10 protein-coding genes are annotated in these 14,644 nt (G+C 66.4%); 8 read left to right on the top strand and 2 right to left on the bottom strand.

The window, feature by feature from the left end:
- Positions 1-14: 14 nt before the first annotated feature.
- Complete coding sequence (locus C7H84_RS03960; RefSeq protein WP_121857507.1) at positions 15-2,009, bottom strand: SUMF1/EgtB/PvdO family nonheme iron enzyme; 1,995 nt, start codon at positions 2,007-2,009, stop codon at positions 15-17.
- Positions 2,010-2,342: 333 nt separating this feature from the next.
- Here C7H84_RS03960 and C7H84_RS03955 point away from each other — a divergent pair, with 333 nt between their 5' ends.
- From C7H84_RS03955 to C7H84_RS03920, 8 genes are all read left to right on the top strand, one after another.
- Positions 2,343-2,771, top strand: a complete 429-nt coding sequence (locus C7H84_RS03955; protein WP_121857506.1) for a DUF4399 domain-containing protein — start codon at positions 2,343-2,345, stop codon at positions 2,769-2,771.
- A 43-nt stretch (positions 2,772-2,814) separates the two neighbouring features.
- Entirely contained in the window at positions 2,815-3,240 is a 426-nt protein-coding gene (locus tag C7H84_RS03950) for a DUF4399 domain-containing protein (protein WP_121857505.1), read from the top strand.
- 390 nt (positions 3,241-3,630) lie between these two features.
- The gene (locus tag C7H84_RS03945) at positions 3,631-5,058 is read left to right on the top strand and encodes an efflux transporter outer membrane subunit (protein WP_121857905.1); all 1,428 of its coding nucleotides are present in this window, start codon (positions 3,631-3,633) and stop codon (positions 5,056-5,058) included.
- 191 nt (positions 5,059-5,249) lie between these two features.
- Positions 5,250-7,109, top strand: a complete 1,860-nt coding sequence (locus C7H84_RS37545) for an FHA domain-containing protein (RefSeq protein WP_121857504.1) — start codon at positions 5,250-5,252, stop codon at positions 7,107-7,109.
- Positions 7,096-8,505, top strand: a complete 1,410-nt coding sequence (locus C7H84_RS03935; RefSeq protein WP_205611389.1) for an HlyD family efflux transporter periplasmic adaptor subunit — start codon at positions 7,096-7,098, stop codon at positions 8,503-8,505. The genes C7H84_RS37545 and C7H84_RS03935 overlap by 14 nt, the downstream gene beginning before the upstream one ends.
- 100 nt (positions 8,506-8,605) lie before the next feature.
- The gene (locus C7H84_RS03930; RefSeq protein WP_121857503.1) at positions 8,606-9,358 is read left to right on the top strand and encodes a peptidylprolyl isomerase; all 753 of its coding nucleotides are present in this window, start codon (positions 8,606-8,608) and stop codon (positions 9,356-9,358) included.
- A gap of 18 nt (positions 9,359-9,376) precedes the next feature.
- Positions 9,377-12,448, top strand: coding sequence for a peptidase domain-containing ABC transporter (locus C7H84_RS03925; RefSeq protein WP_121857502.1), 3,072 nt, complete (start codon positions 9,377-9,379; stop codon positions 12,446-12,448).
- On the top strand, positions 12,445-13,764 hold the full coding sequence (locus tag C7H84_RS03920) for a sigma-54 dependent transcriptional regulator (protein WP_121857501.1): 1,320 nt from the start codon (positions 12,445-12,447) through the stop codon (positions 13,762-13,764). The genes C7H84_RS03925 and C7H84_RS03920 overlap by 4 nt, the downstream gene beginning before the upstream one ends.
- Positions 13,765-13,796: 32 nt before the next feature.
- Here C7H84_RS03920 and C7H84_RS03915 read toward each other — a convergent pair whose 3' ends face one another.
- Positions 13,797-14,567: a protein phosphatase 2C domain-containing protein gene (locus tag C7H84_RS03915; protein WP_121857500.1), complete on the bottom strand. Its 771-nt coding sequence runs from the start codon at positions 14,565-14,567 to the stop codon at positions 13,797-13,799.
- Between the last annotated feature and the right edge of the window lie 77 nt (positions 14,568-14,644).

Below are 14,644 nucleotides of genomic sequence, written 5' to 3'. Positions count from 1 at the left end.
GCCTCGAAATCGATCTACTTCACGTCCCGGGCCACGCGAAACCCGTTTGCCGAATAACGTACGCTGCTGTCGTACTTGAAGCGTGTCGACACGGGCATGTAGCCTGCACCATCACGCCACGAGCCGCCGCGGATGACGCGTACCTGGCAATTCGGCTCGTCCCATGAGCGGCCGTCGGCAGGCGCATTCCTGTACGACGCGTGCCAGCAATCGCTGACCCATTCCCATACGCCGCCCGCCATGTCGTAGAAGCCGAGCGGATTGGCCGCGAACGAGCCGACGTTATCCGGTGCATCGGCGTGCCACGGTGAACCGCAATCCTTGCAGTTGGCGTTGCCCGGCCGCATCTCGTTGCCCCACCAGTAGCGCGTCGCGGTGCCGCCACGGGCCGCGAATTCCCATTCGGCCTCGGTCGGCAACCGGTAAGGCTTGCCGGTTATTTTAGACAGCCACTTCACGTACAGCTGCGCATCGTCCCAGCTCAGGTCGCGCGCAGGCGCGTTCGGTGCCGCATTGCTGTCGCTGGACAGGCGCGGACACGCACCCGCATCGCGGCACGCGTTCCATTGCGCGACCGTCACCACATATTTGGCGAGCGCGAAAGAATGATCGAGCGTCACGCGATGCGCAGGTTTTTCCGATGGGTCGCCCGAATTGCTGCCCATCGCGAAGGCCCCGGGGCTGACCGTCAGCATCGCAGGGCATGCAGGGCAATCGCGGAATTCACCGGTGGTCGTCGCACCGCCTTTCTGCGGCGCTGCCGAGGGGGCCGCCGCCGCGGCGGGAGGCGGTGCCTTCGTCGGTGAGCCAGGCGTGTGCGCAGGCTGTGCCGACGCCGACGCCGACGCCGATGCCGATGCCGGCGGCAGCGCGTGCGCCGGCGCCGGCGTCGGAACGGGGGCAGGGGCAGGGGCCGGTGCGGGGCTCGCCGTCTGCGCGGGTGCGGATGCCGCGGACGCCGCTGGCGCTTTCGGCGCGGCCGCGCGCAGTCGTGCGAGACGCGCCTGCGCCAACTGCGCGAAGCGGCCGTTCGGGTAGGTCTTCAGATAGGCTTCGTAGTCGCCCGCATCCTTGCTGTCCTTGATCGACTCCCAGAACGTGATTTCGTACTGTTCGGTACTGTCTTTCGGCATCACGCCACGGCTATCGAGCGTGACGGCGCCGACATCGGCCAGCACGTCGGATCGCTGTTCCGTGCCGGCTCCGGTGCGACGCGGCCCGCTGAACCCAAGCGTCGCTGCCGTATCGGCAAGGGAAGACGCGATCCACGGCACCTGCCGATGCCCGGTGACGCTTTCGACCATCGCGCCTGCACGGTCGAACACCTGTGCGACACCGAGCCCCGGCACCGCGAGCGTCTGCAGCAGCGCTGCCGTGTATACGCCATGCGTTGCGCCGTCGGCCGCGCCTTCGCCAGGCGCTGTCGCGTAGGCGACGAGCGTATGCGGCGGCGGCTTGCGGGCTGCCACGTTGCCGGCGCCGGCGAGCGCGATCAGGCAGGAATCCAGAACGATCAGATCGATGCGGTCGCGGTGCGGCTGCGACGCCGTCGCATTGAACACGGTCTGCAGGTCGACCCCCGTTCGCGACAGGCCGGCCGCTGAGCCGACGTCGGCGTCGACCGGCGCAAGCCATGTCGTTCCACCGACGTTGGCGCCGTGGCCTGCGAAATAGACCAGCCCGGTGCCGCTGCCCGCGATGCGGTGCTCGAACGCGGCAAGTCCGTCGAGCATTTGCTGCCGGGTCGCGTTGCGCAACGTGATGACGTCGAAGCCGAGCGCCTGCAGCGCATTGCCCATCGCATCGGCGTCATGAACGGGATTGGCGAGCGGATGGTCGCGATATGCACCGTTGCCGATCACGAGCGCGACGCGATGCGGCTCGACCGACCGCGCGTGCGCGGAAGTGCCCCGCGGTGCTGCAACAGGATGCAGGTCCGCGCCGGAGCAGGTGCTCGACGCCACCGTGATCGACGCAAACAGGCATGCGGGCAAGAGTATTCGCCACATATTCAGCCCCCCAGGGTGCGCCGTCGGATGAGTGCCGAAGGCGGAGCGCAGCCGTTGCCGGGTGTCCGGTCGCGGCCGAGCCATGCCGGCTTGCGGCGGGCACGGGCGTGGGCACGGCAGGACACATTCAAGATAGCACGTGCGCTCGGCGGCGATCACCGGGTCCACCCGCAGGTTTTGCAAAAAACAGACATACGTGTTCACGCATCGATGTCGGTCCAACATCGTTGGCCATCGTTATGTGTGTTCCTGCGGATTACATCCTAAGCTGTTAGACACGCCACGCTCCACTGTCCGACGCCGCGCGCCGCCACCCACGCGAGGAGCAACACGATGCGAAGAAGGGCTACGTTGTTGGCTTTTGCCGCCGCCGTCCTGGCGCCGAGGATCGCGCTTGCCGCCGGGCGTACGTCTTCGCCGCCCGGCGCCGAGGCGTACATCATCTGGCCGTCGGACGGTGCAACGATCACCGGCGGCAAGTTCTGGGTGCGCATGGGTCTGCGCAACATGGGTATCTGCCCGAAAGGCATCGAGCGGCCCAACGTGGGCCATCACCACGTGCTCATCGATACCGATCTCCCGCCGCTGGATCAACCGATACCGTCGGACCGGAATCACCTGCATTACGGCGCCGGTCAAACCGAGGCGCGCATCGAACTTCCACCCGGCAAGCACACGCTGCAACTGCTGATGGGGGACCACGACCACGTGCCGCACGATCCGCCCGTGTACTCGAAGAAGATCACGATCACGGTCAAGTAGCGCGCGATGCCGCGCCTGCTGCCCCGCACCGGGAATTGACGCCATGAACAAGCTCATCCTCTTCGCCGTTGCCGTGACGCTGCTATGGACGGGGCCGACGACCGCGGAGGCCGGCGCGCAGTCCGCGAAGGCCGTCGTCTACATCGGATGGCCCAACGACGGCCAGGTACTGCCGGCCGGACGTCCGTTCCGGGTATGGTTCGGCTTGCGCGACATGGGTGTCGCGCCGTCGCATGTGCAGTTTCCGAACACGGGCCACCATCACCTGCTGGTCGATACGGACCTGCCGCCGATGGACCAGCCGATTCCATCCGACCGGAATCACCTGCATTTCGGCGCGGGCGAGACCGAAACCACGCTGGAGCTTCCGCCGGGCAAGCACACGCTGCAGCTCCTGATGGGCGACGCCAACCACGTGCCGCAAAATCCCCCGGTCTACTCGAAGAAAATCACGATCTACGTGAAGTGACGTCGCGCGCGCCGATCGACGATCGCGTCGCATGCGCGCGTCGAACGGCAGCGCTGCCGCCCATTGCGCGAGTGTCGGTTCCTTCCCGACATCCTGAGCCGAAACTGTCTGCGACGGCCCATCACGCACCCTCGATCCGGGTGCCGCGCACACGTCGCCCCGCCCCCTGTCTGCAGCGCCCAGACCTGCGTCGGCAAACCGCCCGGCAGGATTCCCGCTGATCCCGCGAGCGGCTGGCACGCCCCATGCAAGATGAGACGCGAGCGAGCCACGCTGCAGCACCGACACCAACACATCCACCCGATCCCGCATCGTCGCCGCGCTACTCCCAAGGAGTCGATCGTGAACATTCACCTGTCGCCGACTGCCACGCGCAACTGCCGCGGTCTCGTGCGTTCGCTGTCCCGCATCGCCGGTTGCGCCGGCGCATGCGCGGCGTTGCTGTCCGGCTGCATGGACCTGAACATGCCCGCCTATAAGCGCCCGGAGATGCCGGCAAAAACCACGTGGGCGCACGCGCACGGTCCGGTATCCGCATCGGACGCGGTCAATGCCGAATGGTGGAAGAGCTTCGACGATCCGACGCTCGACGCGCTCATCGACAAGGCCATCGCGGGCAACGTCGATATCAAGGTGCTGGCGGCGCGCATTGGCGTGGCCGGCGCGCAGGTCGGCGAAGTCCAGGCGGGCGCGCTGCCGAGCGCCGACCTCGGCGCGGGCGCGGACTTCGAAAAGAACACGCATCAAAAGCTGTCAAAGAGCTACAACCTCGGCAGCCAGGTGAACTGGGAAATCGACATCTGGGGCAAGGTCGAGAAAGGCGTGCAGGCGCAGAAGGCCGAATACCGCGCGACCGAGGCCGACTGGCGCGCCGGCTACCTGACGCTCGTCGCCGATGTGTCGAGCACGTATTTCCGGATCCTCCAGTTCGACGACCAGATCGAGCAGCAACAGCGCACGCTCGACAAGAACCGGAAGATCCTCGCGATCTACCAGTCGATGCTGGCGAACGGCGTCGCGCCGCAGACGGAAGTGCTGCGGCAGAGCGCGGAGATCAACGGGCTGGCGAACGAACTGATCGAGCTGCACCGCTCGCGCGACACGGCCGAGAACGCGCTTGCGACGCTGCTGGGCGTGCCGGCCGGCGAATTCAGGATTCCTGCCGGCCATCTCCGGCAGCGCATCAAGCTGCCGGACGTGCCGATGGGGCTGCCCGCGCAACTGCTCGCGCGCCGGCCGGATGTCGTCGCCGCGCAGTATCGCGTGCTCGAATCGTATGACGAAGTGGGCGCGGCGAAGCTGGCGCAATTGCCGTCGATCAGCCTGACGGGGCGCGGCGGCACCGCGGCGTTCGCGCTGTCGGATCTCTTCAAGGCCTTCACGTTCAGCTTCCTGCCGAGCATCAACCTGCCGATGTTTGACCCGGGCGTGCGCGCGCACATCAAGACGACCGACGCGCAGACGAAAGTAGCCGAGCAGCAGTACCGGCAGACCGTGTTCACCGCATTCAAGGAAGTGGAAAACGCGCTCGTCGATCTCGACGCGCACAAGCAGCAGCGCGTGCAGCTCCAGCAGCAGGGCCAGCGTCTGCGCACCGTCGCCGCGCAGGTGGAGGCGCAGCTCAAGGAAGGGCTCGTGTCGCAGCTCGAGGTGCTCGAATCGGAACGCTCGGTGGCGTCCGCGGAACTTGCGCTGCTCGCGAATCATCAGCAGATTCTGAGCGACACGGTCACGCTCTACAAGGCGATCGGCGGCGGCTGGCGCGCGGTCGAAATCTCGAATGCGGACAGCGCGCCGGCGGGCCACGCGCTGCAATGAACACGCCAGCCCTGCGCAGCCGCGCAATCGATGCGGGCCGATTGACTACCGCCATTCGTCGCCTAAACTTTTTTCACGATCGTGCCGCCGCGTGCCTTGGCGGCGCGACTTCACACAGGTGGTTCGAAAGCGCGTCGCGATTCCTGCGCCGCATGCCCATTGGCGGGCGCATGTCGATCGTTGGCCGAATCATGGTTCCAGACGCCGCTTCGATTGCCGAGAAACAAGCCGCACTCGAACGGCAGTTCGACATCGTGCTCAAGCCGGTTTCCCATCCGGAGCTGAGCGAGATCCGGATCGACAAGGCGCTGTTTGCCGTCGGGCGGACCAACACGCCGTTCGCGGCCGCGCGGCCCGAGCTGGTGGCCGACCTGTCGCGCCGGCATGCGCGCATCTTCTTTGAAGGCAGCGCGGCCTATGTCGCCGATCTCGGCAGCAAGAACGGTACGGCCGTCAACGGTGTCGATGTCGGCGAGAAGCCGCATCTGCTGCGCGACGGCGACGAACTGCGCTTCGCCGGCGCGCTGGCGTACCGCGTTGCGTTGGTGCCGCGCGCGACGCATCAGCCGGTGCGGCCGGCTGTCGTCACGCTCGCGCCGGAGCGCGACGATCTCGGCCTGCAACCGGTCATCATTACCGCCTTTCCGTTCCTCGTGAGCAAGACCGACGATACGTTCGCGTGCTACCGCAACGCGTATCCGCATCAGGTCAACTATCTGTCGCGGCGTCACGCGCACATCTACGTGCAGGACGGCGACGTGTTCGTGGAAGACCTCGGCAGCACGAACGGGACGTTTGTCGACGGCCGGCGCCTCGACGAGCATGCGGTGCCGCTCGCCGACGGCGCGATGCTCGCGTTCGGCGGTGATCATTTCGTCTATCGCGTCGGAGTGCAGCGCGAGCCGGGGCCGGACTCCACCGTGACGGCGTCGTCGGTGCCCGGCGCCGCCGCGCATGCGGCCGCCGCCGACCTCGATCGGACCACCTTCGTCGATACCGCGCATTCGTTCCTCGACATCTTCTGCACGGTGCCGGCCGTTCAGCAGGACGACGAGGTCAATCCGCACGCCGCGCATGGCGCCGCGGAAACCGCGCATGACGCACGCCACCGGCGCGGCAGGATCGAAGTCTTCCTGTCGGAGCTGAGCGAGGCGTTCGGCGGCAGCGGCCACGTGAACCTGCAACGGCTGGGCTGGTGGAGCGGCGGGCTGCTCGCGGTGGCCGTGCTGCTGTTCGCGACGCTGTATTTCCGCGATGCGCCGCTGCGCGACATGCACGCGCTGCTCGCGCGCGGCGACACCGCGCAGGCGGCGCGACTCGCCGACCGCCAGCTCGCGAGCCATCCGGACGATCCGGCGTTCCTCGCGCTGGGCACCGAGGCCATCGTCCGGTCGAAAGTACCGGACTGGATCGCCGCGATGAATGCGCGCGCCTTCGACCGCGCCCGAGCCGTCGTGCAGGACATGCGCGCGCTGGCCCGCCACAACGCCGACGCGCGGCCGCTCGTCGACGAAGTCGCGTGGATCGGCGAACTGCAGGCGTTCGTTGTCGGGCGCGGCGGGCCCGAAGCGCCGATCCGCATCTACCGCGACGAAGCGCCGATCAAGGCATTGACCGGCCGCTGGAACGATGACCCGGGCGCGCATCAGCGGCTCCTCGACCGGATTTCGTCATACGTTCCCGCATTCGGCACGCTGTATGCCGACGCGCTCAGTGAGCTGCGCAGGCTGCAAAGCGACAACTCCGTCTATGTGGCCGCGCTCGAGCGGTTGCAGCGCGCGATCGCGGCGGCGCTCGACGCGGACCGGTTCGACGGTCTTCCCGCGCTGCTCGCCGACGACGAGCAGCGCTATCCGCGCCTCGGCGGCCTCGACACCGTGCGTGCCGATCTGCAGCAGTATCTGCAGTTCGAGAGCGACGCGCGGGCCGGCCACGGGCCGGCCGTGCTGGATCGCCTGAAGCAGTTCCGCTTCGCGACGCCGCAATTCGCCGCACATGTCGCGACGCTGGAACGACTTGCTTCGTCGGGAGGGCACGGTGAAGCTCGATAGCCTCTTCAGGAGCGCTCGGCAGGAGCCGCCGCCCGAACCGCCGCGCTCGCTGGGCGAGGCGCTGGAGGATCACAGCGTCGAAGGGATCGCGATCCTGACCGCGCAGCCATCGCGGCTCACGCAGGCGACCATCATCGCGATGGTCGGGCTCGTCGTGTGCGCGCTGCTGTGGTCGTTCGTCGGCCGCGCCGACGTGATCGTGACGGCGCAGGGTGCGCTCGCACCGGAGTCCGAGGTGCGCCGCATCTACGCGCCCGTCGACGGCGAGCTGGTGGACATCTATATCGCCGAAGGTCAGCCGGTCGAAAAGAACGACGTGATCGGCCGGATCAACGCCCGCGGCGCGATCGAGGCGGCGACCAACGCGCTCGATGCGCGCCTCAAGCTCGACGACGCCGAGCGCGAATGGAAGCAGTTTCCGGACAAGAAGCAGTTGATGGAGCGAAAGGCCGACGCGCTGAAGCAGCAGATCGAGGTCGAGGAGCACCTGCACCAGAACCGAATTGCCGAAGGCACCAGCAAGCTCGCGCAATCTCAGCGCGCGCAGATCGACGAAGCGCGCAGCAATATCGACAACGCTCGCCACGCGCTCGATCTCGCCAGGGACGAGCAGGACAAATACGCGCGCCTGTTCGCGCAGCCGGGCGGCGGCGGCGTGTCGCAGAGCCAGGTGGAGCAGAAGCGCAGCACGTACCTGCAGGCCCAGGACAGCTTTCGCGTCGCGCAGGCGCGGCTCACGCAGCTCGAGGCGCAGCAGAGCCACGAGTTCGCGCAGGCGAAGGCGCAACTCGAAGGCAGCGGCGAGACGCTGACCGGGCTGCGCATCCAGTACGACGCAACCGTGCGCGACATCGCGAACACCGAAGAGAAGCTGCGCCTGCAGGTGCAGACGGCGCGCCTCGCCGCGGATGCCGCCGCGCGCATTCGCTTCGAGAACATCGACAAGGACAATTTTCTGCTCGTGCTGGCGCCCGTCTCCGGCGTGATCACCGATGTGACGACGACGCAGCCCGGCGACAAGATCCTCGCCAACACACCGCTCGGCAGCATCGCGCCGTCCGATGCGCGGCCGGTGGTGAAGGTCGCGATCGCGGAGCAGGACCGCGCCTTCCTGCATGAAGGCTTGCCCGTGAAGCTGAAGTTCAACGCGTTTCCGTATCAGCGCTACGGCGTGATCGACGGCACGCTCGAATACATCTCGCCGGCGACCAAGCCGCAGGCGCAGACGAAGGAACCCGTGTACGAAGGCCGCGTGGCGCTGGAGCGCAACGCGTACACGATTGCCGGCACGAAATACCCGCTGCGCTACGGGATGACGGCCACGGCGGAAATCGTGGTGCGCGAGCGCCGCCTGATCGGGGTCGCGCTGGACCCGTTCAGGCAGATCGCGGGCTGATGGGGACATCCACGGCGCAGTGGAACGCAGGCAAGCGGTGACGTGCGGCATCGGCGGCGCATCAGGGCGAACCGCCGCTGACAGGATCAAGGGGAACGAGATGACGGCAATAGTGCGTATCGACGACGAGGTGATCGGCACCGACGATTTCATCCGCGTGCTGAAGCTCACCGGGCAGTTCGAAGGCCTCGTCGAACAGCAGGTTCGCGACCGGCTGACGGTGATCGCGGCGCGGAAGATGGGCGTGCAGGTGACGCCGGACGAAATCCAGGACCGTGCCGACCAGTTTCGCCGCGTGCACGGACTGCACCGCGCGGCGGACATGAACCGCTACCTGGACGTGTTCGGCGTCAGTCTCGACGAGTTCGAGCGATTCATCACCGATACGCTGTATCAGGAAAAGACGCTCGACACGGTGTGCAGCGATGCGGCCGTCGAAGCGTACTTCAAGCTCAATTCGCCGAAGTTCGACAACATCGAGGTCAGCCACATCGTGCTGGATTCGGAAGGCAAGGCGCGCGAAATGATGGCGATCCTGGAGGACGACCCGGACAGCTTCGGCGACATGGCGCGCGAGCATTCGATCGCCGACACGAGCGAGCGCGGTGGCGTGATCGGCAAGGTGCTGCGCGGCTCGCTGAAGACGGATATCGAGGCCAAGGTGTTCAACGCGCGCGTGGGCGACCTGCTCGGGCCGTTCGCGGCGCCCGACGGCTCGTTCTTCGAGATCTTCTCGGTGACCGCGAAACACCCGGCCGCGCTCGACGCCGACGTCGCGTCGGAGGTGCGCCGCCTGCTGCGCGAGGAGTGGCTCGCCGCGCGCGCGCAGGAACACATCATCGACGCACGCTGATCACGGAGAACCGCATCGATGGACGCACAAGCCCCGGCCCCGGCCAGCACCCCGTCGCTCGCGGAGTTTCTCGCGTCGGTGGAGCCGCTGTCGCTCTTCTCGCCCGACGAACTCGATCGCATGGCCGCACATGCGCAGGTGCGCACCTACGCGTTCGGCGATACCGTCTGCAATCGCGGCGAACCGGCCGAAGGCCTGTATGTGCTGCGCTCCGGGTCCGTGCGCCTGATCGCCGACGAGCGCGGCAAGGAAACCAGCGTCGGCGTGCGCAAGGAACGCGAAGTGTTCGGCGAAATGGCGATGCTGCGCGACTACTGGCACGAGGTGTCGGTGCGCGCGTCGACGAAGACCGAGGTGCTGTGCATCCCGCGCAGCGCGATCGAGCCGATCCTGCGCGACAATCCCGCCGCGCAGTCGTTCGTGACGAGCTATGTCGCGATCAGTTCGGCCGGCGGCTTCGTGACGCGGCTGTTCGACCTGCGCGGCAAGCTGACGCGCGCCGAGCTCGAGGAATACGTGTCGAGCGTCGGCGTGAAGCGCGTGGCGGCCGGCAAGGAGATCGTCCGGCAGGGCCCGGGCGGCGACCTCCGGCTGTATGTCGTGCGCCAGGGCGAGGTCAGCGTGTCGTGCCACGAGGACGGCAACGACTATCCGCTCGCGACGCTCGGCGCAGGCGAGATCTTCGGCGAGCGCGCCTGCCTGTTGCGGCAGGAGCAGGCGGCGACCGTCACCGCCGTCACCGATACGCGCCTGCTCGTGATTCCGGAAAAGACCGTGCACTTCATGCTCGAGCGCAACCCGAAATTGCGCGAGGTGCTCGAGGAGCGCATCCGCTTCGTCGATCAGGAACTGAAGCGTCAGAAGAAACTCGCCGAACGGCGCCGCCACCCGCTGCAGATCGATATCGGCGCCGACGCCGCGTTCGGCGAGCGCATGATCAAGCGTTTCGTGCTGGTCGAGCAGGCGGAGGAAATGGATTGCGGGGCGGCGTGCCTCGCGATGATCTGCCGTCACTACGGCGTCGCGATGACGCTTGGCAAGCTGCGCGATCTGGCGAACGTGACGACCCAGGGCGCGACGCTCGACAGTCTCGCGCGCACCGGCGAGGCGGTGGGCTTCGCGACGCGCGGCGTGCAGTGCACGTATGAGGCGCTGCTCGGGTTCGACCTGCCGTTCATCGTGCACTGGGAGGGATACCACTACGTCGTCGTGTACGGGGTATCGAAGCAGTGGGTGCGTATCGCCGATCCGGCGCTTGGCTTCAGGAAGCTGAGCGTCGAGGCGTTCGAACGCGGCTGGAGCGGCACCTGCCTGCTGTTTACCGCGAGCGGGCCGGCCGCGGCGCCGGCCGAGTCACGTTCGCCATGGGTGCGCTTCATCGGCTATCTGCACCCTTACCGGAAGATTCTCGGGTATCTGTTCCTGGCAACGTTCGTGATCCAGGTGCTGGGCGTCATACCGCCGCTGATCATCCAGAGCATTCTGGACGGCGTGGTCGTGCACCAGAACGTCAGCCTGCTGCATCTGCTGATTGCCGGGCTCGTCATTTCGAACGTGTTTACCCAGTTGATGACCACGATCCGCGCGCATCTTTCCAACTTCATGGTGCGCAGTCTCGACTTCGCGATGATGTCGCAGTTCTACAAACATACGATGTCGCTGCCTTATTCGTTCTTCGCTCGCCGCAAGAGCGGGGACGTGTTTGCGCGCTTCCAGGAAAACCAGACGATCCGGGCGTTTCTGACGGAGTCCACCGTGACCACCGCGCTCAATCTTCTGATGATCTTCATCTACTTCACGATCATGTTTCTCTACAACGTGAAGATGACGCTGGTGCTGATCGCCTTCGTGATCCCGATCATGGCGCTCACGGCACTCGCGACTCCGAAGCTGAAAGGCTATGCGCGCGAGGTGTTTGCCGCGTCCACCGATGCGAAGTCGCTGCTGATGGAGACGCTCGGCGGCGTCGAGACCGTGAAGGGCATGGGCATCGAGCGCTCGGTCCGGCTGAAGTGGGAGCGCAAGTATGCGAAGGCGCTCGACGTCCAGTACCGCGCGCAGGCATTCAATATCGTGGTGTCGCTGTGCAGCCAGCTTCTGAATGCGGCGACCACCGTCGTGATCCTGTGGGTCGGTGCGAACCTGGTACTCGCGCATGAACTCAGCATCGGGCAACTGATCGCGTTCAATGCGTTCATGGGCAGCGTGCTGGCGCCGCTGATGGGGCTCGTCGGCATGTGGAGCCTGATGAACGACGCGGCGGTGGCGATGGAGCGGCTCGGCGACGTGCTCGACATCGCGCCCGAGCAACAGCCGTCCGAACTGGCCTCGCGCGTGTTGCTGCCGGACCTGCAGGGCGACATCAGCTTCGATGGCGTGTATTTCCGCTATGGCGGCAACGAAACGCCATACGTGCTCGAGAACATCAACTGCACGATCAGGCGAGGCGAGATGGTGGCCATCGTCGGGCGCAGCGGTTCGGGGAAGACCACGCTGGCGAAGCTGCTCGTGGGATTTTATGCACCCACGGACGGCAAGATCATGGTCGACGGATACGACATGAGCGCGATCGACAAGGCTTTCTACCGTGCGCAGATCGGCTACGTGATGCAGTCCAACCTGGTGTTTTCGGGCTCGATCGCCGAGAACATCGCATGCGGCGACGCGAGCCCCGACTGGCGCCGCATGGAGGAGGTCGCACGGATGGCCGACGCGCATGCATTCATCAGCAAATTGCCGCTCGGTTACGAGCAGGTAGTGGGCGAGCGCGGCGTGGGCCTGTCGGGCGGCCAGATCCAGCGGCTGTGCATCGCGCGCGCGCTGTATCACGACCCGCGCCTGCTCGTGTTCGACGAGGCGACTTCGTCGCTCGACACGCAGTCGGAGAGCAACATTCTCGCGAACATGCACGAAATCCTGCAAGGGCGCACGGCGGTGATCATCGCGCACCGGCTCAGCACCATCATGCGCGCCGACAAGATCCTCGTCCTGTACGAAGGCGCGATCGTCGAACAGGGCTCGCACGACGAGCTGGTTGCCCTCAACGGCATGTACTACCAGCTCGTGCAGAAACAGCTGGGGGCCGCATGAAACTCTTCGACCCGCACGGATTCGGCAACTCCGCGATATCGTATGCCGGCCTGCTCGAGAAGATCGAGATCCTGCGCTCGATGCTGCGCTGGGCACCCAGGCTCGAGCGCGCCGACATCGAGAAGCTGCTCAACCAGGCGAATGTGCTGCGCGACGAAGTCATGCAGATGTCGCGCAAGGAGCGCTTCGTCGAGGCCGTGGCGGCCGCGCCGCCGACGTCCGATGCACCCGATGCGCCGGAAGCGGCCGCGCCCCCGGTGCAACGACGCCGACAGGCGTTGATCGAGCGCAGTTTCATTTTCGAGGGTATTTTCGGCGACAATCCAAAGCTGCTCGCCGCGCTCGAAATCGCCGAGAAGGCTGCGCCGACCGATCTGCCCGTGTTGATCGACGGCGAGAGCGGGACCGGCAAGGAACTGATGGCGAAAGTCATCCACGCGAACGGAGCGCGCGCCGACCGGCCGTACATCTCGGTGAACTGCGGCGCGATTCCCGACAACCTGCTCGAGTCCGAACTGTTCGGCCATCGGCGCGGCGCGTTCACCGGTGCCGCGAACGATCGCAAGGGCAAGTTCGAGAGCGCGCACACCGGCACGATCTTCCTCGACGAAATCGGCGAATTGCCGCTCTCCGGCCAGGTCAAGTTGCTGCGCGTGCTGGAGTCGCACGAGATCCAGCGGGTCGGCTCGGACGAGCCGATCACCGTCGATACGCGCATCGTCGCCGCCACCAACAAGAATCTGCGGCAATTGAGCGAACAGGGGCTCTTTCGCGAGGACCTGTTCTATCGGCTGAGCGTCATTCATCTGACGTTGCCGGCGCTGCGCGAGCGTCGCGACGAAATTCCGCTGCTGCTCTCCTACTTCGGCGACGAAGCGGCCGGGGCACTGAAGCGCAGGCCCATCAAGACGACGCCGAAGCTGCGCGACTTCCTGCTGACCTACGCGTATCCGGGCAACATTCGCGAATTGCGCAACCTCGTCTACCGGCTCTCGTGCCTGGCCGGCGAAGTGGCGGATAGCGAGCACCTGCCCGAGGACATCCGGCCGAAACTCGTGTCGAGCACGATGCGTGCGACGGATGACGGTACGCCGGGCAGGCCGATGTCGCTCAGCGACGCGAAGCGCGCCGCGAGCGACGAGGCGGAGCGTGCGTTTCTCGAGCGCGGGCTGCAGGAAACCGGCGGAACCGTGGCCGAGCTCGCGCGCCGATGCGAGATGAACCGGTCGCACCTGCAGATGCTGCTCAAGAAGCACGGGATCCGTTCGAAAGCGTTCCGTCATCCGGATGGCACGGCCCCCGACAAGGACGCGTGAGCGTCGCGCGCGTCCGCTCGATGTTCGATCGATCAGCGTTGCACGGCAGGGTTGGCGAGCGTTCGATCCGACGCATCGGGATCGTCGGCGCGGATCACGATACAGGTGACGTTGTCCCGGCCGCCCGCGCGCAACGCGAGCTCCACGAGCGCGTCCGTTGCACGCGCGCAATCGCCGCAGGCGAGGGCGGCAGCGATGTCGGCTTCTTCCATCTCGTTGCTCAGGCCGTCGCTGCACAACAGGAACATGTCACCGTCGCATACGTCGATGCGTCGTTCGTCGAGATCCAGCTGCTCGGCGGCACCGACGGCACGCGTGATCAGGTGCTGTGACGGGTGATGGCGCGCCTGCTCTGCGTTCAAGTGGCCCTGTGCCTGCAGTTCCGCGACGTGGCTGTGGTCGAGCGTGAGTTGAGTCAGTTGCGCATCGCGGTACAGGTAGATCCGGCTGTCGCCGGCCCAGAGCCAGCCGCATTGACGGCCGCTCGCGAGCAGCACCGCCACCGTGCTGCCGATCATGCGCACGCCGCGCTGGACGGCCGACTCGCGCAGATGCGCGTTGACGGAATCGAGCGCGGTGCGCGCTGCGTCGATGAAGTCCGCCAGCGTGGCCGGCGCGGCCAGCCGTTCCAGCGCCTGCACGATCATCCGGCTCGCGAGATCGCCGGCCGAATGTCCGCCCATGCCGTCCGCCACGGCCCACAGGCCACGGTGCGGCAACGCGAGGCAATCGTCTTCGTTGATCTCGCGAACCAGGCCCACGTCGGTGCGTGACGCCGAAGTCCATTGCAGTTCTGCGCTCACGGCGCGCCATTCCTTTTCGTCCAGGGCGTGTTCGTGCCGGTCACGGGCTTGCGAACACGCGTTGCCGATTGGCGGGA

Source organism: Burkholderia sp. Nafp2/4-1b, assembly GCF_003635165.1.
GTDB lineage: Bacteria > Pseudomonadota > Gammaproteobacteria > Burkholderiales > Burkholderiaceae > Burkholderia.
This window is presented reverse-complemented; position numbering and strand designations above follow the sequence as displayed.